The sequence below is a fragment of the Streptomyces sp. NPDC050625 genome (assembly GCF_040654755.1).
GTDB lineage: Bacteria > Actinomycetota > Actinomycetes > Streptomycetales > Streptomycetaceae > Streptomyces.
Window position 1 is genome coordinate 216,524 of record NZ_JBFAIQ010000010.1, and the last position, 25,333, is coordinate 241,856.

General features: G+C 72.2%; 23 protein-coding genes and 1 pseudogene. 15 read left to right on the forward strand and 9 right to left on the reverse strand.

All coding sequences use genetic code 11. From position 1 onward, the window contains the following. Window positions 1-85 precede the first annotated feature (85 nt). From AB0I54_RS23995 to AB0I54_RS24020, 6 genes are all read left to right on the forward strand, one after another. The gene (locus tag AB0I54_RS23995) at window positions 86-415 is read left to right on the forward strand and encodes a TfoX/Sxy family protein (protein WP_363298166.1); all 330 of its coding nucleotides are present in this window, start codon (window positions 86-88) and stop codon (window positions 413-415) included. Window positions 416-557: 142 nt separating this feature from the next. Further along, entirely contained in the window at window positions 558-1,523 is a 966-nt protein-coding gene (locus AB0I54_RS24000; RefSeq protein WP_363298167.1) for a pirin family protein, read from the forward strand. A gap of 92 nt (window positions 1,524-1,615) precedes the next feature. Further along, window positions 1,616-2,110, forward strand: a complete 495-nt coding sequence (locus tag AB0I54_RS24005) for a MarR family transcriptional regulator (RefSeq protein ID WP_363298168.1) — start codon at window positions 1,616-1,618, stop codon at window positions 2,108-2,110. Next, window positions 2,107-2,553: a MarR family winged helix-turn-helix transcriptional regulator gene (locus AB0I54_RS24010; protein WP_363298169.1), complete on the forward strand. Its 447-nt coding sequence runs from the start codon at window positions 2,107-2,109 to the stop codon at window positions 2,551-2,553. Before AB0I54_RS24005 ends, AB0I54_RS24010 begins: the two co-directional genes overlap by 4 nt. 83 nt (window positions 2,554-2,636) lie before the next feature. Then, on the forward strand, window positions 2,637-2,984 hold the full coding sequence (locus AB0I54_RS24015; protein ID WP_363298208.1) for a tetratricopeptide repeat protein: 348 nt from the start codon (window positions 2,637-2,639) through the stop codon (window positions 2,982-2,984). Between the two features lie 136 nt (window positions 2,985-3,120). After that, window positions 3,121-3,774: a peptide deformylase gene (locus AB0I54_RS24020; RefSeq protein WP_363298170.1), complete on the forward strand. Its 654-nt coding sequence runs from the start codon at window positions 3,121-3,123 to the stop codon at window positions 3,772-3,774. 10 nt (window positions 3,775-3,784) lie between these two features. On the opposite strand, the gene AB0I54_RS24025 is transcribed toward AB0I54_RS24020, so the two are convergent. Then, window positions 3,785-5,215 carry an NAD(P)/FAD-dependent oxidoreductase gene (locus AB0I54_RS24025; RefSeq protein ID WP_363298171.1) on the reverse strand — a complete coding sequence of 477 codons (1,431 nt, stop codon included), beginning with the start codon at window positions 5,213-5,215 and terminating at the stop codon, window positions 3,785-3,787. Window positions 5,216-5,334: 119 nt separating this feature from the next. Here AB0I54_RS24025 and trxA point away from each other — a divergent pair, with 119 nt between their 5' ends. After that, window positions 5,335-5,715, forward strand: coding sequence for a thioredoxin (gene trxA / locus AB0I54_RS24030; protein WP_363298172.1), 381 nt, complete (start codon window positions 5,335-5,337; stop codon window positions 5,713-5,715). Window positions 5,716-5,820: 105 nt separating this feature from the next. Here the strand turns inward: trxA and AB0I54_RS24035 are convergent, their stop codons facing one another. After that, entirely contained in the window at window positions 5,821-6,867 is a 1,047-nt protein-coding gene (locus AB0I54_RS24035) for a LacI family DNA-binding transcriptional regulator (protein WP_363298209.1), read from the reverse strand. Between the two features lie 144 nt (window positions 6,868-7,011). On the opposite strand from AB0I54_RS24035, the gene AB0I54_RS24040 reads away from it, so the two are divergent. Beyond that, the gene (locus AB0I54_RS24040; protein ID WP_363298173.1) at window positions 7,012-7,695 is read left to right on the forward strand and encodes a TetR/AcrR family transcriptional regulator; all 684 of its coding nucleotides are present in this window, start codon (window positions 7,012-7,014) and stop codon (window positions 7,693-7,695) included. A gap of 20 nt (window positions 7,696-7,715) precedes the next feature. Then, a complete protein-coding gene (locus tag AB0I54_RS24045) occupies window positions 7,716-8,852 on the forward strand; it encodes an NAD(P)/FAD-dependent oxidoreductase (protein WP_363298174.1) in 1,137 nt (378 codons plus the stop codon). An 89-nt stretch (window positions 8,853-8,941) separates the two neighbouring features. Here AB0I54_RS24045 and AB0I54_RS24050 read toward each other — a convergent pair whose 3' ends face one another. Further along, on the reverse strand, window positions 8,942-9,646 hold the full coding sequence (locus tag AB0I54_RS24050; protein ID WP_363298175.1) for a TetR/AcrR family transcriptional regulator: 705 nt from the start codon (window positions 9,644-9,646) through the stop codon (window positions 8,942-8,944). Window positions 9,647-9,746: 100 nt separating this feature from the next. Between AB0I54_RS24050 and AB0I54_RS24055 the strand changes: the two genes are divergently transcribed. After that, window positions 9,747-10,304 carry an NAD(P)H-dependent oxidoreductase gene (locus AB0I54_RS24055; protein ID WP_363298176.1) on the forward strand — a complete coding sequence of 186 codons (558 nt, stop codon included), beginning with the start codon at window positions 9,747-9,749 and terminating at the stop codon, window positions 10,302-10,304. 65 nt (window positions 10,305-10,369) lie between these two features. Here the strand turns inward: AB0I54_RS24055 and AB0I54_RS24060 are convergent, their stop codons facing one another. The 4 genes from AB0I54_RS24060 to AB0I54_RS24075 all read right to left on the reverse strand — a co-directional run bounded on the left by AB0I54_RS24060 (window position 10,370) and on the right by AB0I54_RS24075 (window position 18,288). Further along, the gene (locus AB0I54_RS24060) at window positions 10,370-11,251 is read right to left on the reverse strand and encodes an LLM class F420-dependent oxidoreductase (RefSeq protein ID WP_363298177.1); all 882 of its coding nucleotides are present in this window, start codon (window positions 11,249-11,251) and stop codon (window positions 10,370-10,372) included. A 125-nt stretch (window positions 11,252-11,376) separates the two neighbouring features. Next, window positions 11,377-11,847, reverse strand: a complete 471-nt coding sequence (locus AB0I54_RS24065) for a (2Fe-2S)-binding protein (RefSeq protein WP_363298178.1) — start codon at window positions 11,845-11,847, stop codon at window positions 11,377-11,379. A 31-nt stretch (window positions 11,848-11,878) separates the two neighbouring features. Beyond that, complete coding sequence (locus AB0I54_RS24070; protein ID WP_363298179.1) at window positions 11,879-13,990, reverse strand: molybdopterin cofactor-binding domain-containing protein; 2,112 nt, start codon at window positions 13,988-13,990, stop codon at window positions 11,879-11,881. Window positions 13,991-14,199: 209 nt separating this feature from the next. Next, the gene (locus AB0I54_RS24075) at window positions 14,200-18,288 is read right to left on the reverse strand and encodes a bifunctional nitrate reductase/sulfite reductase flavoprotein subunit alpha (RefSeq protein ID WP_363298180.1); all 4,089 of its coding nucleotides are present in this window, start codon (window positions 18,286-18,288) and stop codon (window positions 14,200-14,202) included. 357 nt (window positions 18,289-18,645) lie between these two features. Between AB0I54_RS24075 and AB0I54_RS24080 the strand changes: the two are divergent. Continuing rightward, window positions 18,646-18,714 (forward strand): annotated as a pseudogene (locus AB0I54_RS24080) (SDR family NAD(P)-dependent oxidoreductase); the annotation flags it as partial. Between the two features lie 276 nt (window positions 18,715-18,990). Here AB0I54_RS24080 and AB0I54_RS24085 read toward each other — a convergent pair. After that, the gene (locus AB0I54_RS24085) at window positions 18,991-20,379 is read right to left on the reverse strand and encodes a glycoside hydrolase family 43 protein (protein WP_363298181.1); all 1,389 of its coding nucleotides are present in this window, start codon (window positions 20,377-20,379) and stop codon (window positions 18,991-18,993) included. A 213-nt stretch (window positions 20,380-20,592) separates the two neighbouring features. Between AB0I54_RS24085 and AB0I54_RS24090 the strand changes: the two genes are divergently transcribed. From AB0I54_RS24090 to AB0I54_RS24105, 4 genes are all read left to right on the forward strand, one after another. Then, window positions 20,593-22,017: an amidase gene (locus AB0I54_RS24090; RefSeq protein ID WP_363298182.1), complete on the forward strand. Its 1,425-nt coding sequence runs from the start codon at window positions 20,593-20,595 to the stop codon at window positions 22,015-22,017. A gap of 26 nt (window positions 22,018-22,043) precedes the next feature. Then, complete coding sequence (locus AB0I54_RS24095) at window positions 22,044-22,262, forward strand: hypothetical protein (protein WP_363298183.1); 219 nt, start codon at window positions 22,044-22,046, stop codon at window positions 22,260-22,262. Between the two features lie 131 nt (window positions 22,263-22,393). Next, window positions 22,394-23,875 carry an SPFH domain-containing protein gene (locus tag AB0I54_RS24100; protein WP_363298185.1) on the forward strand — a complete coding sequence of 494 codons (1,482 nt, stop codon included), beginning with the start codon at window positions 22,394-22,396 and terminating at the stop codon, window positions 23,873-23,875. 45 nt (window positions 23,876-23,920) lie between these two features. Continuing rightward, window positions 23,921-24,367: a type II toxin-antitoxin system PemK/MazF family toxin gene (locus AB0I54_RS24105; RefSeq protein WP_363298186.1), complete on the forward strand. Its 447-nt coding sequence runs from the start codon at window positions 23,921-23,923 to the stop codon at window positions 24,365-24,367. Here the strand turns inward: AB0I54_RS24105 and AB0I54_RS24110 are convergent. Continuing rightward, window positions 24,352-25,176, reverse strand: a complete 825-nt coding sequence (locus AB0I54_RS24110) for a TIGR02452 family protein (RefSeq protein ID WP_363298187.1) — start codon at window positions 25,174-25,176, stop codon at window positions 24,352-24,354. The two genes, AB0I54_RS24105 and AB0I54_RS24110, sit on opposite strands and share 16 nt — an antisense overlap. Between the last annotated feature and the right edge of the window lie 157 nt (window positions 25,177-25,333).

Genomic DNA, 25,333 nt, shown 5'->3' on the forward strand with positions numbered 1-25,333 from the left:
CCGGGCCGGCGATCGCGGATCCTGGAGTCACGACCGGCCGGCTGGACGTCATCCACCGGTGGCCCGGCCGGAAGCGAGGTTCCTCATGGCGTACGACGAAGGACTGGCCCAGCGGATCCGGGAGCGGCTGGGCGGGGATCCGGACATCGTGGAGAAGCGGATGTTCGGCGGGATCGGCTTCCTGTGCCGCGGCAACATGGCCGTGGGCGTGAGCGGTGACGACCTGATCGTGCGCATCGCCCCCGATGCCACGGATGCGGCCCTGGCGCGCCCGGGTGCCCGCCTCTTCGACCGGTCCGGCCGCCCGATGCGCGGCTGGATCCTGGTCGCCGGCCCGGCCCTGACCGAGGACGCGGTGCTGGGCGTGTGGATCGACGAGGGACACGGCTTCGCGGCGGGCCTGCCGCCCAAGTGAGGCACGCGTCCCGGGCGAGGACCGCGACGGCATGGCCACGGGCCGCCGGGGCGACCTCGCCGGCTCCGCGACCGGCCGAACGGGCGGCCGTACCGAGGCGTTGGTCTGCCGGTGGGGCCACGCCGGGGCTAGGTTGTGCGGCATGAGCAATCTTGACCGTCATGCGGTCCCCAGTGTGTGCGGCGGCCGGGGGTTCGTCGTCGCGGAACCCGTCCGGGAACTGCTGAGCCCTCGTCAGGTCCGGCTGGGCGAGTCGACCGAGGTGCGGCGGCTGCTGCCCAACCTGGGACGCCGCATGATCGGCGCCTGGTGCTTCGTCGACCACTACGGCCCGGACGACATCGCCGACGAGCCGGGCATGCAGGTCCCGCCGCATCCGCACATGGGGCTGCAGACGGTGAGCTGGCTGCACGAGGGCGAGGTGCTGCACCGCGACTCGACCGGCAGCCTGCAGACGATCAGACCGAAGGAGCTCGGGCTGATGACCTCGGGCCGGGCCATCAGCCACTCCGAGGAGAGCCCGCGGCCGCACGCCCGCTTCCTGCACGGCGCACAGCTGTGGGTCGCGCTGCCCGACGCGCACCGCGACACCGACCCCCGCTTCGAGCACCACCCCGACCTGCCCACGGTCACCGCCCCCGGTCTCACGGCGACGGTCGTCCTGGGCGCCCTCGACGGCTCGGCCTCGCCCGGTACGGCGTACACACCGATCGTCGGCGCCGACCTCGCGCTCGACCACGGCGCCGACGTCCGGCTGCCCCTCGACCCCGACTTCGAGTACGGCGTCCTGGCGATGTCCGGCGAGGTGCGCGTCGACGGGGTGCCCGTGCTGCCGGGCTCGATGCTCTACCTCGGCTGCGGACGCACCGAACTGCCCCTGCGTGCCGAGTCCGACGCGGGGCTGATGCTGCTCGGCGGCGAGCCCTTCGAGGAAGAGCTGGTCATGTGGTGGAACTTCGTCGGGCGTACCCAGGCGGAGATCGAGCAGGCCCGCGCGGACTGGATGATGGGCTCCCGCTTCGGTGAGGTCAAGGGGTACGACGGCGCTCCGCTGCCGGCGCCCGGCCTGCCGCCGACGCCCTTGAAGCCGCGGGGCCGCGCGCGCTAGCAAGCCTCCGGGGCCGCGGTGGGGTCGCTCTGAACCGTTCAGGCGCCCGTAAATAGTAGCCATGGACATAGTAGCCATGTACCGTATCTGCCATGAGCAACGGTTCCGGTTCCGCAGGAGCCACGCCCGGCTTCCTGGTGTGGCGGCTGTCGATGAAGTGGCGGGTCGCGGTCGACCGCGCGGTGGCTCCGCTCGGACTCACCCACGCGCAGTACTCGCTCGTCGCGTCCCTGTACGGCATGCAGCGCTCCGGACTGCGGCCCAGCCAGCGCCGACTCGCCGACCACACCGGCCTGGAGGCCCTGTACGTGTCCAAGCTGGCCCGCAGCCTGGAGTCGGCCGGCCTCGTGGAACGCACCAGGGATCCGCACGACCCCCGTGCCGTACAGCTGGCACTCACCGAGGAGGGCCGCGAGACCACCCGGCGGGCGATCGGTGTCGTCCACGGACTCCTGAAGCAGCTGCTGGAGCCGCTCGGCGGACTCGACAGCCCGCGGACCCGGGAGTTCACCCGGGACCTGGCAACCCTGCTCGACGCACCACTCGACCCGTTCAGCACGTCCGACAACGAGACGGAGCAATCATGACCACCAGCGCACCCGTCGTCGACGGCCGCGTCGTCGCACTGGCCCACTACGCCGCGCGCGCCGTCCTGGAACGTGTCCTTTCCCCTTACGACGTCAGCTTCCAGCAGTTCATCACCCTGCGCCTGGCCGCCGTGGCGGACGGCCCGGTCGAGCGCGACGCACTCATCGACGGCGTCACCGGCGCCGTGAAGGTCGACGCGTCCGATGTGTACGTCACGGTCGACGAGCTGATCACCGCGGGGCTGCTGACCGAGGAGGGGCCGTCCCGTGTGCGGATCACCGGCGCCGGGCGGGAGTTGTACGCCAAGGGCTCCGCCGAGACCGCGGCGGTCGCCGCCCGGATCTACGACGGGATCTCGGAGGAGGACCGGGCCGTTGCGGGCCGGGTGCTGACGCTGGTCACGGAGCGGGCCAACGCGGAGCTGGCCGCCCTGAGCCAGTAGCCGGCCACCCCGCACAAGTAGTGGAATATTGAACCACCTGGTTCCGTTGTCGGCCTCGAAGGAGGTCACGAGTGGAGACCCAGGTGGACACGACGTACTACGACCACGGAACCGCTGCGGAGCGCTGGGAGCGGGCGCAGCAGTTCTTCGACGCCAAGGACTACGCGGGAGCGGCACGCGTCCTGACCGGGCTGGTCGAGGAGGCGCCGGAGCAGACCGGACCCCGGCTGCTGCTGGCGCGCGCCTACTACCACTCGGCCCAACTGCGCCGCGCCGAGGCCGAGTTGCGCGTCATCGTCGAGCGCGACCCGGTGGAGCACTACGCCCGGCTGATGCTGGGCCGCACGCTCCAGCGGCAGGCGCGGCACGAGGAGGCGGAGCAGCACCTGCGGATCGCCTCGGCGCTCGCGGGCGACTTCGACCGCGACTGAGAAGGAAATCCGGCACACGGGGGCTCGGTTCACCGACCAGGAACCGGGCCCCCTTTCGTCATGCGGTGGTCCGCGCGGTGGCGATCTGGTTGACGAACCCGGACATGACACCGGTGTGCCATGTCATGCTGACGCGATGCCGACTCCCCATGACCGTGCCCCTCGTGCGCCCCTGGCCGAGCGGGTCGAGCAACTCCTCGCCGTCAACGGTCCGTTGCCCATCGTCGCGGCCGGCGACCCGGTGCTGCGGCGCGGCGCCGAGCCGTTCGACGGGCAGCTGGAGCCCGCCCTGCTGACGCGCTTCGTCGAAGCCCTGCGCGCCACCATGCGCGCGGCCCCGGGCGTCGGCCTCGCCGCGCCGCAGGTCGGGGTGGAACTGCGGATCGCGGTCATCGAGGATCCGGCGCCGGTCCCGGAAGAGGTACGGCTGGCGCGGGGCCGGGTGCCGCAGCCGTACCGCGTCCTGGTCAACCCGTCGTATCAGCCGGTCGGCACCGCCACGGCGGCGTTCTTCGAGGGCTGTCTGAGCGTCCCGGGCTGGCAGGCGGTGGTGGTCCGGCACGCCGAGGTGCGGCTCCGCGCCCAGGACGAGCACGGCCGCACACTCGACGAGCTCTTCACCGGCTGGCCCGCCCGGATCGTCCAGCACGAGACGGACCACCTCGACGGCATGCTCTACCTCGACCGCGCGGAACTGCGCTCGCTGTCGTCGAACGAGGCGATGGCGGAGCGCTGGACGCAGCCGACACCGCACAGGGCGGCCGAGGAGCTGGGCTTCCGGCTGCCGTGATCCGGCAGGGTCAGCCCCGGTACGCCTCCAGCAGCCGCAGCCACACCTCGCTGATCGTCGGATACGACGGCACCGCATGCCACAGGCGGTTGACCGGGACCCGGCCGGCGACCGCGATCGTCGCCGAGTGGATCAGCTCGCCGACGCCCGGGCCGACGAAGGTGACGCCGCGCAGGATCTCTTCGTCCAGGTCGACGATCATGCGGGCACTTCCGCGGTAGCCGTCGGCGTACAGGCCCGCTCCGGCCACCGAGGAGAACTCCACGTCGACGGCGCGGACGCGGTGTCCGGCCTGTTCCGCCTCCGCCAGGGAGAGGCCTACGGCGGCGGCCTCCGGGTCGGTGAAGACGACCTGCGGTACGGCGTGGTGGTCGGCGGTGGCGGCGTGGGCGCCCCAGGGGTCCGTCTCCAGGATCGGGACTCGCGAGGCGCGGGCGGCGATGGCGGCGCCCGCGATACGGGCCTGGTACTTGCCCTGGTGGGTGAGCAGGGCGCGGTGGTTGACGTCGCCGACCGCGTAGAGCCAGTCGCTGCCGGTGACGCGGAGGCTGTCGTCGACCGGCAGCCAGGAGCCCGGCTCCAGGCCGATCGTGTCGAGGCCGATGTCGTCGGTGCGCGGGGCGCGGCCGGTGGCGTAGAGGATCTCGTCGGCCTCGATGCGGTCGCCGGCGTCGGTGATCGCGACGACGGTGCCGTCCTGCCTGGTCACGGATGCCACGGAGGTGCCGGTGCGGACATCGACGCCGGCCTCGGTGAGGGACTCGGCGACCAGTTCGCCGGCGAAGGGCTCCATGCGGGACAGCAGGCCCTTGCCGCGGACCAGCAGGGTGACCCGGGATCCGAGGGCCTGCCAGGCGGTGGCCATCTCGGTGGCGACCACCCCGCCGCCCACCACGATCAGCCGGTCGGGGGTGGCCTGTGCGGCGGTGGCCTCGCGGCTGGTCCAGGGCTTCACGTCGGCGAGCCCGGGCAGGCCGGGCAGCTGGGCGCGGGTGCCGGTGCAGACGACGACGGCGTGCCGTGCGGTGAGGGTCTTCGTCGCGCCGTCGGGGCCGGTCACGGTGACCGTGCGGGGTCCGGCGAGACGGCCGTGGCCGCGGTGCAGGTCGGCGCCGATGCCGTCCAGCCAGCCCACCTGGCCGTCGTCCTTCCAGTGCGAGGTGTATTCGTTGCGTCGGGCCAGGACGGCGGCCGTGTCGAGGGGGCCCTGGACGGCCTGGCTCAAGCCGGGCAGGCGGCGGGCGTCGGCGCGGGCGATGACCGGGCGCAGCAGAGCCTTGCTGGGCATGCACGCCCAGTACGAGCACTCGCCGCCGACCAGTTCGCTCTCCACGACCGCGGTGGACAGTCCGGCCGCGCGGGTGCGGTCGGCGACGTTCTCCCCCACTGGTCCGGCCCCGAGCACCACGACGTCGTACGCGATGGATTCCGTTTCCGTCATGGGGTCAGTCTGGTGGGTGGTGTGCACGGTGGCCACATGGGTAAGCGCGCGGAATAGGTACCCGGGCCGCCGTGTTGTCCGAACGGTTTCGCCCCCGCAGCAGGAAGTAGGGATTACGCATGAGCAGCACCGTGGAGCTCACCAAGGAGAACTTCGACCAGACGGTCACGGAGAACGAGTTCGTCCTGATCGACTTCTGGGCGTCCTGGTGCGGGCCGTGCCGTTCGTTCGCCCCGGTCTACGAGAAGGCCGCGCAGGAGAACCCCGACCTGGTGTTCGGCAAGGTGGACACCGAGGCGCAGCCGGAGCTGGCGCAGGCCTTCGGTATCCAGTCGATCCCGACGCTGATGATCGTCCGTGACCAGGTGGCGGTGTTCGCACAGCCGGGCGCGCTGCCCGAGGCCGCCCTGACCGACGTCATCGGGCAGGCCCGGAAGCTGGACATGGACGAGGTCCGCAAGAACATCGCCGAGCAGGAGGGCGGCCCGCAGGGCGAGTAGTCCGCGCTTCCCGGGGAACGGCCGTGCCGCCTGGAAGCGGCACGGCCGGACGGGGTCCGGCCGGAAGGAGTACGACGCCTGTCAGGGGCGCACCGGCGGCCGCCGTCAGCTGGAGTCGCGGTGGACCATCGACGCGCCCAGAACCTTGTGCGTCTCGGGTGCCGCGCCGGGGTCGCGTACCGCGCGGTCGACCAGTTCGGCCAGGTCGCGGCCGGAGGGCAGTTCGATGTGGACCGTGCTGAGCCGGGGCCGCAGCAGCCGCCCCAGCATCAGGTCGTCGGCGCCGATCACGGCGGTGTCCTCGGGTATGCGGACGCCCTCGTCCTGAAGGGCGCGCATCAGGAGCATCGCGTACTCGTCGTTGTACGCGAACACCGAGTCCAAGCCGAAGTCCCGCCAGCGGGCGGCGAGTTCGGAGGCGGCCCGTTCGTCGTGGGCGAGGGACAGTTCGGTCACCGTGGCATCCGTGCCGTGCAGCGCATCGCGCAGACCCTTGAGGCGGGGCCGGGAGAAGGCCTCCAGGCCGGGTTCCTCGGGGACGACCACGCCGATACGGCGGCGGCCACGGGCATACAGATGGGTGCCGGCACAGTGGCCGACACCGTCGTGGTCCATCAGCAGGGCATGGGCCCCCTCGACGCCCTCGGGGCCGAGGGTGACCACCGCGCGGGCGCCGGCGCGTTTGAGGACGGCGACTCCCTGGGGGCCGAGTCCGGCGCCGGGCACCAGGACGGCGACCGGTCGCAACTCGGCCCAGGCGCGGGCGGCTTCGTCGCCCTGCAGTCCTACGGTGCCGTACTGCACGACCGTGTAGTCGAGGCGGCCGAGGGCCCACTGGAGCTCGTTGAGGAACTGGCCGTAGAGCGGGCCCACCGGGATGGCCGGGGCGGGCATCAGGACCATGCGGCTGTGCCCGGCGCGCAGGCTGCGGGCGGCCGCGTGGGGCACGTACCCGAGTTCCTTCGCGGCCTCGTGGACGCGGCGGCGCGTGGGCTCGCTGATCCGTACGGCACTGGTGTTGTTGAGGACGTAGGAGACGGTCGCGCGCGAGACGCCGGCCAGGCGGGCCACATCGGCGCTCGTGGGGACGGAGCGCGGTGCGGGCGACGCGGACGAGGGCGTGTTCGGTATCTGCACCATGACGTACCGCATCTTGGCAGAAGCGCCGAGCGACGGTCGCGGCGGGGGAACGTGATTCACGGTTGCACCAAAGCGGGGAGGTAGCGGGCGCGTGACTGTGACGAACATGTTCGTAGCGAACTTGTTCGTGGCGAACATGTTCGTTATCGTGAGGGCATGACAGCCCGACCCGACACCCCCCGCAGCCGCCGGGAGCGCCCCGCCAAGCCCGCCCTGACGCGGGAGGGAATCGTGGCCGCCGCGGTCGCCGTGCTCCGCGCCGAAGGACTGCGGAAGGTCACCATGCGGCGCCTGGCCCAGGAGCTCGACACCGGCCCGGCCTCGCTGTACGTCTACGTGCGCAACACCGACGAACTGCACGCGGCCGTGCTTGACGAGTTGCTCGGCACGGTGGGGCCCGCCCCGGCCGACGGCACCTGGCGGGAGCGTCTGGAGCGGGTGCTCACCGCGTACACCGAGATGCTCCTCGAACACCCCAGCCTGGCCCGTTCCGCACTGACGGCCCGTCCGAGCGGCCCGCACTACCTCGACCTCATCGAGACCGTGCTGGCGCTGCTCGACGAGGGCGGTGTGCCGTCCGCCCGGGCCGCATGGGGCGTGGACCTGCTGCTCCAGCACGCCACGGCGACCGCCGCCGAGCACGCCGGGCAGGACGCCTCGCCCACCGCGCGGGGCGACTGGGACGCCCTGAACCGGGCCCTGGGCGACGCGTCCGAGCGCACCCGTCCGCACATCGCCGCCACCGCCGGCGAGCTGATGTCGGGGGCGCCCGAGGCCCGTCTGTCGTGGGCGTTCCAGGCACTGATCAAGGGCATCGAGCGGACCGCCGTACCCGACTGACCATCCCTCAGGAGGCCACCATGTCCATCGCCCACCACCCCATAGCCGTCGTCGGGGCCGGTCTCGGGGGGCTCGTCCTCGCCCGTGTCCTGCGGGTGCACGGCATCGAGGCGGCCGTCTTCGACCTGGACGACTCCCCCGCCGCCCGCACCCAGGGCGGGATGCTCGACATCCACGACGACTCCGGCCAGCAGGCCCTGCGCGCGGCCGAACTGCACGAGGAGTTCCTGACACTCGTCCACCCGGGCGGACAGCGGATGAGGATCCTCGACAAGGACGGCGTGGTCCACCTGGACGAGTCCGACGACGGCACCGGCGGGCGGCCCGAGATCGACCGCGGCGATCTGCGCGGCCTGCTGCTGCGGTCGCTGCCCGAGGGCACGGTCCGCTGGGGCACGAAGGTCACCGGGGCCCGCCCGCTCGGCGACGGCCGGCACGAGGTGACCCTCGCGGACGGGGGACGCTTCACCACGGACCTGCTGATCGGCGCCGACGGCGCCTGGTCGCGCGTCCGACCGCTGCTGTCCACCGGCCGACCCGCCTACATGGGCGTGTCGTTCGTCGAGGCGGACCTGATGGAGGCGGACACCCGCCACCCGGTGAGCGCGCAGGTGGTCGGCGGCGGCATGCTGTTCGCGCTCGACGCGGGCCGCGGCTTCCTCGCCCATCGCGAGAGCGACGGCAGCCTGCATGTGTACGTCGCCCTGGAGGCCCCCGAGGACTGGCTGGACGGCATCGACTTCGGCGACACCGAGGCGGCCAAGTCGGCCGTCCTGGAACACTTCGCGGACTGGGACGAGCGCCTGCGGGCGCTGGTCGCGGACGCGGACGGCGCACTGGTGCCGCGGCGGATCCACGCCCTTCCCGTCGGGCACCGCTGGGACCGGGTCCCCGGTGTCACGCTGCTCGGTGACGCCGCCCACCTGATGTCGCCGTTCGCGGGCGAGGGCGCCAACCTCGCCCTGCTCGACGGCGCCGAACTGGGCCTGGCGATCGCCGCGCACCCGGGCGACGTCGAGGCCGCGCTGGCCGCCTACGAGGAACGGCTGTTCCCGCGCAGCGAGGCGTCCGCGGCCGACTCGGCCCGCAGCGCGGTGCTGCTGTTCCGGGAGGACGCGCCGCGCGGTCTGCTGGAGCAGTTCGCCGCGCTCGGCTGAGCCGCGACCGGGTCGAACCGGCTCGGCCGAGCCGGTCTCGGGGTCACGCGGGCGGTTCCGTACCGCTCATGCGGGCGGTTCCGTACCGCTCACGCGGGCGGTTCCGTAACGCTCACGCGGGCGGTTCCGGTACCGGTCACCCGGGCGACGAGGTCGGTCCAGCCGGCCTCCAGTCGCTCCATGGGCATCCCGCACTGCCTGGTCAGATGGTTGATCAGGGCCGGGTCGAGATACGCCAGCAGCGTCTGCGAGAGGAGCTCGCAGTCGGCGTCCGGCAGAATCTGCCGCAGCAGCATCGTGACGTGCGTGCGCAGCGCCTGCACCGAAGGGTGGGAGAAGCGGCGGGTCGGCTCCGGCTGGGCGGCCAGTTGCAGGTCCAGCTGTTCCGCCGCGCGGTACAGCACCGCGATGCCGAACGCGCGCAGCCGCTCGACCGGCGGCGCCCCGGGACCCAGCGGCGGCGGGCCGCCGAGGAAGTCGGCCTGGAGTTGCCGCGACGAGTGGTCGAGCAGCGCCGTCAGCAGGCCGGTGCGGTCGCCGAAGCGCCGGAAGACGGTCCCCTTGCCCACCTCGGCGGCCGCGGCCACCGCCTCCATCGTGACCCCGGCCACCCCGTGCTCGGCGATCAGCCGGGCGGCGGCCTCCAGCAGCCGGGCGCGGTTGCGGGCCGCGTCGGCGCGCAGGCACGGCTCATCGGGCCCCAAGCCGACCTCCAGAAGTTGAGGCGCGTCGAAGGGCTCCTGTGGCTTCGGGAAGGGCGGCAGGGCGCTGGACATGACGACAGCGTAAAGCACCGGGAAGAAAACTGGACCGCGGTCCGGTTATGGTGTTACAACAATAAGCGGACCCCGGTCCGGATCGTGACCGCACTGTTTCAGCCCCCTGGAGTTCCCCATGTCCGTCCGTATCCTCGCGCTCGTCGGCAGCCTTCGCGCCGGTTCGACCAACCGCCAGCTCGCCGAGGCCGCCGTCAAGCACGCTCCCGAGGGCGCCGAGATCGCTCTGTTCGAGGGCCTGGCCGACATCCCCTTCTACAACGAGGACATCGACGTCGAGGGCAGCGTCCCCGAGGCCGCCGCCGAGCTGCGCGCGGCCGCGCAGGCCGCCGACGCGTTCCTGCTGTTCTCCCCCGAGTACAACGGCACCATCCCGGCCGTCCTGAAGAACGCCATCGACTGGCTGTCCCGCCCGTACGGCGCCGGCGCCTTCGGGGGCAAGCCGGTCGCCGTGGTCGGCACCGCCTTCGGCCAGTACGGCGGTGTGTGGGCCCAGGACGAGGCCCGCAAGGCCGTGGGCATCGCCGGCGGCAAGGTGCTGGAGGACGCCAAGCTGTCCATCCCCGGCTCGCTGACCCGCTTCGCCGAGACCCACCCGGCCGACGACGCCGAGGTCGCCGCCGCGCTGACCGACGTCGTGGCGCAGCTGCACGGCACCGTGGGCGCGGCTGCCTGAGCCGGGCCGTCGCGAGTCCCGCAGGGGCCGGAGCTCCAGGAGCTCCGGCCCCTGCCGCATCCCCGTCACTCCAGCTCGGCCAGCCGCTCGGCCACCGGGGCGGCGAAGCGCTCGATCCATCCGGCGGGCTCGCCCAGGAACGGGAAGAGGACGACGGTGTCGATGCCGAGCTTGGTGTAGCCGCTGATGTCGGTCAGGAACGCGTCGAGGTCCTCGGCGGTGGCCGACTCGCCCATGTAACCGATGGTCTTGCGGATCGCGTCGTAGTCACGGCCGAGGGCGTCGCAGTGCCCGCGCAGCACGTCGAGCTTGTGGCGGAGCTGCTCCGGGGACGTGGCGATCAGATTGCAGGCATCCGCGTACTGGGCGACCAGACGCAGCGTCTTCTTCTCGCCCGTGCCGCCGATCATGATCTCCGGGTGCGGGGCGCTGACCGGCCCCGGCACGCACAGCGTCTCGGCGAGCCGGTAGTGCTCCCCCTCGAACGGGCCGTTGTTCTGCGGGTCCCACATCTGCAGGCAGATCCGCAGGGTCTCCTCCAGCCGCTCGAACCGCTCCGCGAGCGGCGGGTACGGCACGCCGAGGCCGTGGTGCTCACGGTCGTACCAGGCCGCTCCGATGCCCAGCGTGGCCCGGCCGCCTGACAGGACGTCGAGGGTGGTGACGATCTTGGCGAGCAGGCCGGGGTGACGGTACGTCACCCCGGTGACCAGCGCGCCGAGCCGGACGGTCGAGGTCCGGCCCGCAAGGTAGCCGAGGGTCGAGTATGCCTCCAGCATGGGGTCCTCGGCGCCGCCGTTGATCTCCATCTGGAAGTAGTGGTCCATCACCGAGAGCCAGCTCACGCCCGCCGCCTCGGCCGCGCTGCCCGCCGCGGCCAGTTCGGCGGCGAGCGCGGGAGCACCCTCGGAATGGTTGAACCGGTTGATGTGCACGCCCACCCGCATGTCCGTCTCCGTTCCGCCCGGGCCCGCAACGACAGGAGCGAGATTAGGACTTGGACGGCCGACCGGGCCAAGGCCCTTCAGCAGTCCTCGATCCGGGCACGAGCGGCAGCGTCACGGCACCTTCGTCAGTGCTCCTTCGGTGGGCCGGCGGCCGACGCCTTCTTGATCGCTTCCCGGACGCGGAAGTACGTGCCGCAGCGGCAGACGTTCTCGATGCGGTCGATGTCGGCGTCCGTCGGGTGGGGCGTCTTCTTCAGCAGGGCCGCCGCGGCCATGATCTGGCCCGGCTGGCAGAAGCCGCACTGTGCCACGTCGCAGTCGATCCAGGCCTGTTGCACGGGGTGGAGGGTGTCACCGTCGGCCAGGCCCTCGATCGTGGTGACGCTGCGGTCCGCGCAGTCCGCGACCGGTACGACGCAGGGCTGGATCTCCGCGCCGTCGAGATGGCTGGTGCAGGCGCGGCAGATGCCCACCCCGCAGCCGTACTTGGGGCCGGTCACCCCGAGCATGTCGCGCAGCACCCACAGCAGCGGCATGTCGGCGGGTGCCTCCACGGTGACCGGTTTCCCGTTGAGGACGAAGGAGTACGAACGCATCGGAGCCTTCTCGGAGTCGATCGGCGGCTGATCAGAAGTCGAGGGGGAAGCGGCGGGGCTTGGTGCCGGTCGCCCGGGCGTAGGCGTTGGCGACGGCGCCGGAAGCGGCCGGCACGCCGAGTTCACCCGCCCCGCCCGGCTCCCCGCGGGAGGGCATGACGTACGCCTCGAAGTGCAGCGGGGCCTGCGCCTGGCGGGCATAGCGGAAGTCGGCGAAGCTGCCCTCGCGGACGGCGCCCCGGTCGATGTGCAGACCGGCCTGGAGCACGGTGGAGATCCCGTCCATCGCGGTGCCCATGAGCTGGGCCTGAAGACCGCGCGGGTTGACGGCGGTCCCGACGTCCGCCGCCATCACCACCTTGGTCACCCTGGGCTGCTTCGGGTCGGTGACGTCGATCTCGGCGAGGCAGGCCACGCAGGAGCCGTACTCCTCGTGGACGGCCACACCCTGGGCCGTGCCGGCCGGCATGGCGCGGCCCCAGTGCCCGGCGGCCGCGACCTTGTCGAGCACGGCCTTCACGGCCTTGCTCCGCAGAGTGGTGCGCCGGAACGCGACCGGGTCCTTGCCCAGACTGCGGGCGACCTCGTCGACGACGACCTCCTCCGCGGTCCGCATCGTGCCGGAGTCCACGGACCGCCAGGCACCGAGCGGTATCGGCAGCTCGATACCGCCCGAATTCCCGGACACCCGGCCGAAGTTGTACAGACCGCTGTCGCTGGGCAGCGGGCCGGCAGCGGGTGTACGACGGGTGCCGAGCGCGGCGGGAGCCGCCCCGCCCTGCGCGGTCGGTCCCTTGCCCTGGGACGACTCGCCCACCGAGGCCATCGCGTGCTCGAAGGCGACCACCCGGCCGCGCACGACGCTGGCGCGGATCCGGTGGTGGCTGGCCGGGCGCATCCGGCCGTGCCGGATGTCGTCGTTGCGGGTCCACATCAGCTTCACCGGGCGGCGGGCCGCCTTGGAGATCAGGGCCGCCTCGATCGCGGCGTCGAAGTTCAGCCGCCGCCCGAACGAGCCGCCGCCGCGCACCACATGGACCCGGACCTTGGACTTCGGCAGCCGGAGCAGATCGGCCAGGGTGTCCCGGGCGTCCATCGGTGTCTGCGAGGAGAACCAGAACTCCGCGTGGTCGGCGTGTACGTCGGCCACGGCGGTCAGCACCTCCATCGGGGCATGGCTGACGAAGGCGAACTCGAACTCGCCCTGGACCTGCGTCGATCCGCGCGGCGGGGTGGAGAGGCGGGGGACCGCGCCCTTGAGCCGGGTGCGGATGCCCGCGTCCGAGAGCGGGGCGAGCGGGCCCGCGGCCCAGGTGATGCGCAACGCGTCCCGAGCCTTGAGGGCATGGTGGAAGGTCTCCGCGACGACGGCGACCCCACCGGCCGCCTTGACCACGGCGAGGACCCCCGGCATGGCCCGGGCCGCCGCGTCGTCGACCGAGACGAGCTTTCCCCTGACCGTCGGCGGCCTGGCCACCACGGTCGGCTTCGCTCCGGCAGCCGACAGGTCGCCCGCGTACTCGGCCCGGCCGGTGACGATGTCCCGGGCGTCGATCCGGTTCGCCGGCCGTCCGATCACCCGGTGCCGGGAGGCCGGCTTGGGCCGGTCGGGCACGTCCGGGCGGCGGATGCGCGCGGCGCTCTCGGTGAGCGACCCGAAGGTGGCGGTGCGCCCGTCCGGCGCGACGACCATGGTGTCGCGGGTCCGCAGCAGCCGCGCGGGCAGATGCCACCGCCGGGCGGCCGCGGTCACCAGTCGGGCGCGTGCGGTGGCGGCGAGCTGCCGGGCCGGTCCGTACAGCGAACTGACCGAACTCGAACCGCCGGTGTACTGGTTGCCCTTGGCGCGGGCGTCGGCGAGCGGGATGGAGACATCGGCCAGGCGGGCGTCCAGTTCCTCGGCGATCATCATGGCGACCGCGGTGGTGATGCCCTGGCCGACCTCCAGGCGCGGCAGCCGCACGACGATCCGGTTCGCCGCGGTGACCTCCAGGACCAGCATCTCCTCGTCGATGCCGGTCACCAGGACGTCGGAGGCCCGGCGCGCGCCCTCCGCGGTGGGTTCGGCGCCTTCCGCGGACGGTGTGTCGCAGCCGAGCGGGGCGGCGACGGTCAATGTGGTCGCCGCCAGTGTGTAGACCATGAATCTCCGACGGGAAAACCCGTCGGCCTGACGGGGCCGCAAGGACTCGTTGGCGTCCAAACGAGGGCTCCTGTCGATTGTCGGTGCGTCACGACTACCGGTGCGTCACGACTCGTCTCGACAGATATGAGGGACGGACCGCGCCCTTGGTTGCGTGCCGGGGCCGCCCTCCGCGGGTCGCCGCCGTCCACGGGCGGCGACCGCCGCGGTCAGTAGACGTCCCGGACGTATCGGCGGTCGGTACCGAGTTGTTTGACGTACGCCGTCGCGTCCTCCTCCGTCAGCCCGCCGTGCACCACGGCGATGTCCCGCAGTGCCCGTTCCACGTCCTTGGCCATGCGGGAGGCGTCGCCGCACACGTAGAAGTGCGCGCCGTCACGGAGCCAGGACCACAGCAGGGGTCCGTGTTCGCGCATCCGGTCCTGGACATAGACCTTGGCCCGCTGGTCACGGGAGAAGGCGGTGTCGAGGCGGTCCAGGGTGCCGTCGGCCAGGAAGGCGGTCAGCTCCTCCTCGTAGTAGAAGTCGGTGGCCCGGTGCTGTTCGCCGAAGAACAGCCAGTTGGGGGCGCGGTGGCCGCGGGCCCGGCGCTCCTCCAGGAAGCCGAGGAAGGGCGCGACGCCGGTGCCGGGGCCGACCATCACCATGGGTGTCCCCGGGTCGGCGGGCGGCCGGAAGTGCGGCGAGCGCTGGACGTGCACCGGTACGGCCGTGTCCGGCCCGGCGTCGGCGAGGAACGGGGAGCAGACGCCCTGACGCGGCTTGCCGTGCAGGTTCTCGTAGCGCACGACCGAGACGGTGAGGGACACCCGGTGGGGGTCGGTGAGCGGGCTGGAGGATATGGAGTACAGGCGCGGTTGCAGCTTGCCGAGTACGCCGGCCCACTCCTTGGCCTCGGCGCGGATCCCGAACTCGGCGACGACGTCGATCGCCTGCCGCCCCCAGGACCACTTGGCCAGCTCGTCCTTGTTGTCGGGGCGCAGGAGCTTGCGCAACTCGCGCGGGTCGCAGGCGCGTTCGGCGACGAAGCGGAGCAGGTCCGGGGTGATCCGGGTGATGTCCAGATGCCGCAAAAGGGCCGCGGAGAAGGGAACTTCACCGACTCCGTCGATCGCCACGCCGGTTTCGGCGTCGAGTCCGGTGCCGGTCAGCCATTCCTCCACCAGATCAAGGGAGTTGAGGGGGCGGACGCCCAGCGCGTCACCCGTCTCGTAGACCAGCGGGGTCTCGCTGTCGCGGGTGTCGAAGGTGAACCGGCGGACCTCCTTGCCAGCGCCCGGCAGGCTCAGCAGCCGGTTGCCCATGAGGCGCGCGGTGATCGGGGCGGGGCGCTTGGGGCGGGCGGTCACCGGCGCCGGTGCCGGTGCCGATGCCGATGCTGGTGTCGGTTTCGAGGTGCCGGTGAGGGCCGTGAGCACCTGGTCGAGCCAGCCGTGTGCGGCCTTCTCGTAGTCCGGTTCGCAGTCCGTGCGCGGCGCGAGCCGTACCGCGCCGAGCTCGTCCATCCGCCGGTCCAGACGCCGGCCGTGGCCGCAGAAGTCGTCGTACGACGAGTCGCCGAGTGCGAGCACCGCATAGCGGCGCCCCTCCAGGCGGTCGACGCCGGGCGCGGCGAGGCTGTCCCAGAAGCCGGTGCCGTTGTCGGGGGCGTCGCCGTCGCCGAAGGTGCTGGTGATGAGCAGCAGATCGGCGTCGGAGGGCAGGGCGGCCGGGTCGGTCTCGTCCATGGCGACGAGGGACGGGGCGTGGCCCTCGGCGGTGAGCCGCTCTGCGGTGGCGGCGGCGAACTCCTCGGCGTTGCCGGTCTGGGACGCCCACAGGATCACGACCCGGCGGCCGACGGCCGGTTCGGCGGCCGGGGCGGCGGCGGTGCGGGAGTACATGCCGGCGAGCGTGCCGTTCACCCACAGCGCGTGTTCGGGGCTGAAGGGCGCGTCCGGCGGCAGGACGGGAACGCCGGGGGCGCCGACCGGGATGCCGGCGAGGAAGCCGACCAGGTACTGCCGTTCGCGGTCGGTGAGGACCGGCGGCGGGGTGGGCTCCAGGCCGAAGACGGAGGCGGCGGGGGGCAGCACGGCCGTGGGCGTGAGAGCACCGGCCGGCGTCTCCTCGGTCCCCGGCGTCTGCACGGCGACCGCCGTCGACACCTTGGTCAGCGACACCGCGCACACCTTCAGCTCCGGCTGGAAGGACAGCGGGTCGACCGCGTCGCTGGTCACCGCGTTGACGCTCAGATACTCGCCGAACAGGTCGTTCCAGTGGAAGGGCGCGAAGCAGCAGCCCGGCCGTACCCGGTCGGTGACGACCGCGGGCAGCACGGCCCTGCCGCGCCGGGAGGCGACCTCCACCGAGTCGCCGTCCTCGATGCCGAGTCCGGCCGCGTCCTCGGGGTGCAGTTCCACGAAGGGCCCGGGGTTGAGCTTGCTGAGCTTTGCCACCTTCGCCGTCTTGGTCAGGGTGTGCCACTGATGCTGGAGGCGGCCGGTGTTGAGGACGTACGGGTAGTCGTCGTCCGGCAGCTCGGCGGGCGGGAGGTGCGGGCGGGCGTGGAAGACGGCCCGGCCGGTGGCGGTGGGGAAGGTGAGGGTGCCGTCCGGGGCGAGGTACCGGACGGGGTTGCGGTCGGGGCCGTCGGGGGTCGGAGCGGGCCACTGGACGGGGGTGGAGCGCAGCCGCTCGTAGGTGACGCCCCGCAGGTCGTAGCCGGTCTTCGGGTTCCGGGCGCGTTTGATCTCCTCGAAGACCTGCTCGGCGCTGTCGTACGCGAACCCCTTCTCGTAGCCCATCGCGCGGGCGACGGCCGCGATGATCCGCCAGTCCGCCATGGCCTCGCCGGGCGGGTCGGCGGCGGGCCTGGCGAGGGTGAGGTTGCGTTCGCTGTTGACGAGGACGCCCTCGGTCTCGGTCCACAGCGCGCCGGGCAGCACGACGTCGGCGTACGCGTTGGTCTCGGTGTCGGTGAAGACGTCCTGGGTGACGACGAACTCGGCGGCCTCCAGGCCCTCGATGACCGTCTTGCGGTTGGCGACGGAGGCGACCGGGTTGGTGCAGATGATCCAGCAGGCCTTGATGTCCCCGTCGGCCATCTTCCGGAACAGTTCGACGGTGCCCTTGCCTACGCCGTCCGCGCGGATCGTGCCCGGGGGCAGCTCCCACAGCTCCTCGGCGAAGGCGCGCTCGTCGTCGACGAGGACGGACCGCTGTCCGGGCAGCCCCGGCCCCATGTACCCCATTTCCCGTCCGCCCATCGCGTTGGGCTGGCCGGTGAGGGAGAAGGGGCCGCTGCCGGGGCGGCAGATCGCTCCGGTCGCGAGGTGGAGGTTGATCAGGGCGTTGGTGTTCCAGGTGCCGTGGGTGGACTGGTTGAGGCCCATGGTCCAGCAGCTGGTCCACTCCCCCGCCTCGCCGATCAGCCGGGCGGCCTCGCGGAGATCGGCCTCGGGGATGCCGGTGAGTTCGGCGACGGTGGTGGGTGGGTAGTCGGCGAGGAATGCGGGCATCGCCTCCCAGCCCTCGGTGTGGGCGGCGATGAAGTCGGGGTCGGTGTGGCCGTTCTCGTGCAGGAGGTGCAGCAGGCCGTTCAGCAGGGCGAGGTCGGTGCCGGGCCTGAGCTGCAGGAAGAGGTCGGCCTTGGCGGCCGTCGCGGTGCGGCGCGGGTCGACGACGATCAGCTTGGCGCCGGCCGACTTCACCCGGTCCATCATGCGCAGGAAGAGGATGGGGTGGCAGTCGGCCATGTTGGAGCCGATGACGAGGAAGACGTCGGCCTGGTCGAGGTCCTCGTACGAGCCGGGCGGGCCGTCCGCGCCGAGCGAGAGCTTGTAGCCGGTGCCGGCGCTCGCCATGCACAGCCGGGAGTTGGACTCGATCTGGTTGGTACGGATGAACCCCTTGGCCAGCTTGTTGGCGAGGTACTGCGCCTCCAGGCTCAGCTGCCCGGAGACATAGAGGGCGACGGCGTCCGGGCCGTGCCGGTCGATGATCGCGCGCAGCCGCCGGCCGGTCTCGTCGATCGCCGCGTCCATGGGGGCGGGGACCGGCTCCTCACCCCGTTCGGGCCGGAGCAGGGCCGTGGTCAGCCGACCGGGGGCGGACAGCATGTCGGCCGTGGTGGCGCCCTTGGTGCACAGCCGCCCGTGGTTCGCCGGGTGCTCCTTGTCCCCGGAGGCCTTGAGCACCGTACGGCGGCCGTCCGCCGCGCGTCCGACGTCGAGGACCATGCCGCAGCCCACGCCGCAGTACGAACAGACCGTCCGCACCGTCGAGCTGCCGTCGGTCCGCGGGTCGGGCGTGGCCACGGGCGCTTCCTCTCCCTGCTGATCGGCCGGTTCGTACAGGGCGAACGTACGTAACCCTGATTACGTCGAGATCACCTCGGCCGATCATCGGGAGTTAAGCCCGCCGCACAGGTCCGGGCGGGCCGTTGTGAGCGGCACCGCCGTCGGCCTCCGGCCGGCCGGCGAGGGGGTGGCGGTGGTGCTTGGTGCCGTGGGTACGGCGAAGGGCCCGGTGGTCGTTCCACCAGGTGGCGAACTCGGGTCAGCCAGGGCGGCCGCCAGGCTCTGGCCCTTGCGGTCGACGTGACCGACGCGGCGGCGGTTCGGGCGGCCGCCGCCCAGTGGCAGCACCAGATCGACCTCAACATCACCGGCCTGATGAACGTCATCGGCGCGTTCACCCCGCAGTTGGTCGCGGCCGCGGGTGAGCACGGGGTGGCCGCCCTGATCAACACCTCCTCGATCGCGGCGTGGAACGTCTTCCCGGCCTTCGCCGTCTACTCCGCGCCCAGGTCTACGTCACTCGTCTCTCCCGGCACCTGCGGGCGGAGCTGGGCGCCAAGAGCGTCCGGGTCGCGGCGATCGAGCCGGGCATCGTCGGCACCGAGCTGCAGAACCACCTCACCGACGAGGGCGCCCTGGCCCAACGGCGCAGACGGGCTGGGTCCGGCGGACGTGCGGCCCCCGGTGATCTTCGTCGGGGGGCCGCGGTGCCCCGGTCGCTCAGCCCCAGGCCGTCACCGGCACGAACGAGCTGTCCTGGCGGAACAGGTCCGTGCCGTCCGAAACGTCCACGCGGAGCTGGTAGTTGTAGTGGCGCAGGTAGTGGCCGGGGTAGTTGTACGACTCGAAGCGCACCGAGCCGGTGGCGGAGCCCACCCGCGCGATGAACGTGGCGTCCTTCGCGAACGTCGTCGTGCCGTCGTTGGCGTCGAAGCGGGCCCGGAAGTTGTAGTGGCGCAGATAGTTGCCGGACGCGTCGCGGAAGGAGTAGCCGTTGGCGTCGGCGAGGCCCGCGACGACCGTGAACGTGGCGGCCTGCTTGTCGGCGGTGGCGCTGGAGCCGCTCACCACCGGCAGGTTGAGCAGGGCGGACTGCTCCGCCCAGTACCGGGTCGGGTAGTTGGCGGACTGGATGGAGCGGGTGACGTTCCTGGTGATGCTCGCGCCGCCGGACACCGTCTCCTTGACGACCGTGAAGTGGCGGGCCGTGCCCGAGATGCCCGGCAGTGCCTTCGGCGCGGTCCAGGTGGCGAAGGTGTCGTAGCTGTCGCTGTAGTAGTAGGTGCCGTCGCCGTAGCCGTCGAAGAGGATCCGCCAGCCGCCGTTGTCGAGCTGGATCACCGAGGGGCCCTCGCGATAGCTGCCCCAGCCCGCCCAGTCGCCCGTCCTGGAGATCGTGTACGGGCCGGTGAGGCTGGAGGCGGTGCCGTACTCGATGTACTTGGCCGTCTCGTTCTTGGTGAAGGCGTGGTAGGTCGAGCCGATCCGCACGATGTACGTGTCGATGTGGTTGCTGCCGATGCCGGACAGGGCTACCGGTGAACTCCATGCGGTGAGGGCGGAGTTGGTGGCCTTCAGCGCATACGGCGTGAAGATCCACTCGTTGTCGGCGGTCGAGCAGGACACGATGACGTGGACGCTGCCGTCGCCGTCCACGAACCACTCGGGCGCCCAGGCGCGGGAGAGGTTGGTGATCGGCACCGGGTAGTCGTACAGGAAGGTCCAGTTGGCCCGGTCGGAGCTGCGCGCGAAGCCGATGGTGGTGCTGACGTCCTGCCAGGTGTGGGTGGTGTAGGTGAGGTAGTAGTAGCCGTCCGTGTGCTTGAGGACGCTCGCGTCCCGGATGCGGCCCGCGGGCGGGGTGTACGCGGAGGCCCGCAGCAGGCGGAAGTCGGTGGCGTCGTCGGACTGGTAGACGTTCACCGTGCCGTCGTTGCTGTTGAGGAACGGCACGATGGTGTAGCGGGTGGCGGAGCCGCTCGCGGGGGCGGCGGCCGCGGCCGTGCCGAGCAGTCCGGGCAGTTCGCCCAGGACGAGGGCCGACGCGGGCAGGGCGGCCATCGCGCGGAGCAGGGCGCGACGGGAGGGGGTGGAAGGACGTGGGGTCACGGGCGGCTCTCCCTGGGGCTCGTGCATCTCATGCATACTCCGTACGTCCGATATTTCGGACGAAGTTCGAGAAGTCGAGCAGAAAGTAGAGGGGAGGCAGGTGCACGTCAATGCTTTCGACACGGCTCGCCGTCACCTGTGCGAAACCTGTACTGCGCCGGCCGTTCCGACGTTACTCTCCGGTAGACAACGTGCTCCGGAGGTGGTCCCGCAATGACTCCCGACCGTTCCCAAGGCCTGGCCGAGTCCGCCCGCGCACTGGCCGCGGGGGAGGTGACCTCCCGTCGGCTGGTCGAGCAGGCCCTCGCCCGTATCGAGGCCACCCAGGGCTCCCTGAACGCCTTCCGGATCGTACGCGGCGAGGCGGCCCTCGCCGAAGCGGACGCCGCCGACCGGGCGTTGGCCGCGGGAGAGCGCGGCCCGCTGCTCGGCGTGCCGGTGGCGGTGAAGGACGACACGGACGTCGCGGGCGAGCCGACCGCCTTCGGCTGCCCGGGCGACTTCCCGCCGGTGGCCGAGGACGGCGAGGCGGTACGGCGGCTGCGCGCGGCCGGAGCCGTGATCGTCGGCAAGACGAACACCTGTGAGCTCGGTCAGTGGCCGTTCACCGAGGGGCCCGCGTTCGGCGACACCCGCAATCCCTGGCACACGGACCACAGCCCGGGCGGCTCCTCGGGCGGCTCGGCGGCGGCGGTCGCCGCGGGGCTCGTCCCGGCCGCGCTCGGCTCCGACGGCGCCGGCTCGGTACGGATCCCGGCCTCCTGGACCCATCTGATCGGCATCAAGCCGCAGCGCGGCCGCATCTCCACCTGGCCGCGCGGCGAGGCCTTCCAGGGCATCACGGTCAACGGCACCCTGGCCCGGACCGTGGCCGACGCGGCCCTGCTCCTCGACGCGGCGAGCGGCAACCACGACCGGGACCCGCACCAGCCGCCCGCGCTGACGGCCTCGGACGCGGTCGGCCGGGACCCCGGGCGGCTGCGCATCGCGCTGTCGCTGAAGCCGCCGTTCACCGCGGTACCCGCCCGACTCCAGCCCGAGGTGCGGGCCAGGGTCCTCGAACTCGCCGAAAAACTCGCCGCGTTGGGGCACACCGTGGAGGAGGCCGACCCTCCCTACGGCCAGATCGGGCTGACCTTCGTACCGCGCGCCACGGTCGGCATCGCCGAGCACGTCGCCGACACACCCGACCCCGCCCTGCTGGACCGCCGCACCCGGGACGCCGCCCGGCTGGGCCGACTGCTCGGCGGGGCGCCGCTGCGGGTGGCCCGGCGCGCGGAGGCGGCCCTGCACCGGCGGATCGGCGGCTTCTTCGGGACGTACGACGTCATCCTCGCCCCGACGACAGCCGCTCCCCCGCCCCGTATCGGGTCGATGCTGCACCTGGGCGGGCTGGCCACCGACCGCGCCATCATCGCCGCGTGTCCCTACGCCTGGCCGTGGAACGTCCTGGGCTGGCCCGGGGTGAACGTCCCGGCCGGCTTCGTCGACGGCGGGCTGCCGGTCGGCGCCCAACTGCTCGGCCCGGCGAACAGCGAGGCCCTGCTGATCTCCGTCGCCGCCCAGCTGGAGGCGGAGCTGCGCTGGCACGAACTGTGGCCGCCGGAGCACGCCGTCGCCGACGCCCCGGCCGCGTGACAGCGCTTGGCCCGTACCCTGTGACCATGGACGATGCGTCGATGGTCGGGCTCATGGGGCGGGTCACCGGAACGATCGGACCCGGGCTCGTCGGCGAGGTGATCGTCCGGGTGCGCGGGGGTGCGGAACACTTCCTCGCGTACGCCGCGGACGGCACGGGGCGGATGGAGCGGGGCACGGTGGTGATGGTGGTGGAACACCTGCCGCCGCGAACCGTCTACGTCACTGCGGCGTACGACAGTTGAGCATGCGTCGCCCCAGGTGAGAGCCTCGCATCAAGATTGCAACAAGGATCCGTCAGCACCTTCTCCGTGGGCCCCCGCGAGAGCACACTCCCTTCGTTCGGTGCCGAGAGGGCACCATGCAAAGGGGGCGTATGCCGATGGTTGTCGGCGTCGTTGCGGGGGCGGCGGTCGTTGCCGTCCTCGTGTTGATCGGTGTGTTCAAGATGATGTGGCGGGTCGCCGAACCGAACGAGGCGCTCATCATCTCCGGTTCGAAGCATCGGACCGAGGGCCTTGAGGAAGGCATGGGATTCCGCATCGTCACGGGGCGCGGCACGCTGGTGCTGCCCGGTGTGCAGGCGGTGCGCAAGCTCTCCCTCGACCTGAACGAGACCGAGTTGTCGGTGGACTGCGTGACCCACCAGGGCATTCCGCTGAAGGTGCGGGGTGTGGTCATCTTCAAGGTGGGCGACGACTTCGTGTCGATCGCCAACGCGGCCCGCCGGTTCCTGGACCAGCAGAAGATGATGTCGGAGCGCGTGCACATCGTCTTCGCCGGTCATCTGCGGTCCATCGTGGGCGGACTGACGGTCGAGGACATGATCCGCGACCGGGACAAGCTCACCGGGCAGACCCGCGCCGCCTGCGGCACGGAGATGGAGAAGCTGGGCCTGATCGTCGACTCGCTGCAGATCCACGAGATCGAGGACCCGACCGGCTACATCCAGAACCTGGCCGCCCCGCACGCGGCGGCCGTCCAGCGGGACGCGCGCATCGCGCAGGCGGAGGCGAACCGTCTCGCCACCGAGGCCGAGCAGCAGTCGTTCGCCCGGATGGCGGAGGCCACCCGGGACAGCGAGATCCTCCAGGCCGGCTACCAGGCCGAGCGGGACAAGGCGGGGGCGAAGGCCCGGCAGGCCGGACCGCTCGCCGACGCGGCCGCCCGGCAGGAGGTCGTCGTCCAGGAGACGCGGGTCGCCGAACTGGAGGCGCACCGGCGGGAGCAGCAGCTCCAGGCGGACATCCGCAAGCCGGCCGACGCCCGGGCCTACGAGAAGCGCACGCTGGCCGAGGCCGAGCGTGACGCGCGTATCTCGGGGGCCCAGGCCAAGGCCAAGGAGACGGAACTCGCTGCGGCCGCCGAGGCCACCCGGGTCAAGACGGCCGCGAGCGCCGAGGCCGAGGCGACGCAGGCCCGTGGTCAGGCATCGGCGGCGGCGACCCGGGCCACCGGTGAGGCCGAGGCGGCCGCGGCACAGGCCAAGGGCCTGGCGGACGCCGAGGCGACCAAGGCCAAGGGTCTCGCCGAGGCGGAGGCCATCAAGGCGCGGGCCGCGGCCCTCGCCGAGAACCAGGAGGCGGTCGTCGCCCAGCAACTCGCCGAGAACTGGCCGGAGATCGTGAAGGCCGGCGCGTCCGCCTTCGGCAACGTCGACAACATGGTGTTGCTCAACGGTGCCGACGGCATGGCCGACATCTTCGCCAAGGCGCTCACCATGGGCGGTACCGGTCTCGGCCTGGCGCGTCAGCTGCTGGCCTCGATGAACCAGAACGGACAGACCCCGAGCGGGACTTCGTCCCTGAACGGGATCGCGACGCCGCCGGCGCAGAAGGTGCCGGTGGAGAAGGAGTAGGTGGCGGGCTGACGCGGTCGCGGGGGCACCCTCTAAGGTGCCCCCGTGACTGCGTTTACCGAAGAGAACGTTCCGGGCCGCCACGGCCCCACCGCCACCACCGAGGCCGACCCCCGTGCGGTCGGCCGGGTGCGCACCGAGTACTCCCCCGCGCACGACGGCGACCCGGATCCCGGTGAGATCGTGTGGACCTGGGTGCCCTTCGAGGAGAACGACGGGCGGGGCAAGGACCGGCCGGTGCTGGTCGTGGCGCGGGAGGCCGAGGGGACGTTCCTCGCCGTCCAGCTGTCCAGCAAGAGGCACGACGGCGACCGCGAGTGGGTGGCCATCGGCAGCGGGCCGTGGGACCGCACGGGACGCGACTCATGGGTGGACGTCGACCGGGTGCTGCGGCTGCACGAGGAGGGCATGCGCCGGGAGGCGTGCGCGCTGGACCGCGGCCGGTTCAACCTGGTGCGGCAGCGGCTGCACGAGCGCTACGGCTGGACCTGACGCTCCACGAACGTCCGTTCGAAGGCTGCTCGCACCACGGCTCCCGGTGTGCGGTCCAGGATCCCGAACACGATGTGTTCGAAGGCCCCGGCGAACCGCCCGCCGGGCCCGAGCAGCCCGTGGAAGGCGCCCGCGACCTGCGCGGGGTCGTTCTGGAAGACTCCGCAGCCCCAGGCGCCGAGGACCAGCCGCCGGTAGCCGTGCGCCGCGGCCGTCTCCAGCACCCGCTCGGCCCGCACCGCGAGGGCCCGCGGCAGGTCGGACGCCCGCTCCGGAACCGTACGCAGGACGACTCCGGCGTTGGGGGCCGGGCAGGTCAGGAATCCGGCCGTGTACGGCTCGTCGAGCAGTCGGCCGCGGTCGTCGCGGAAGACGGGCACGGCCGGTGAGTGGATGACACGGTCCGTGTAGAACGGGTCGCGGTGGGCGCGGTGGTGTTCGTAGAACTCCGGGGCCCGCAGCAGGCACGTATACAGCGCGGAGGCGCGGCACAGGGCCTCCTCCTGGGCCTGGGCGCCCCTCAGATAGCCGCCGCCCGGATTGCGGGCCGAGGCGAAGTTCAGGACCGCGACCGGTCCCGGGACACGGCGGGCCGCCTCCAGGCTGCTCTCGCCGGTGACCTCCAGGACCGTGGCCGCGGCCGCCGCCGGAGGGAACGGGACCGGGTCGGGCCCGTGCATACGGGTGCCCGCCCGCGCGGCCTCGATCCCGGCCGCGAGCGACACCTCGTGACCGCCGGGCGCGCGATACGCCCCCTGCGCCACGATCCGCTCGTTCTCCGTCGCGATACCGCGCAGCCGCGCGCTCATGGCGCCACCCCCGTGTGCGCCACGACCGCGTGCCGCACGGCCTCCCCCGTCGTGTTCATGAACGCATCGTGAGCGATGCCGGTCCTTGGGTGCAACAGAGTTTCCCGGCCCTGGAAACGCGCGGGAAACGGATATGACGAGTCCCGAACACGCCTAT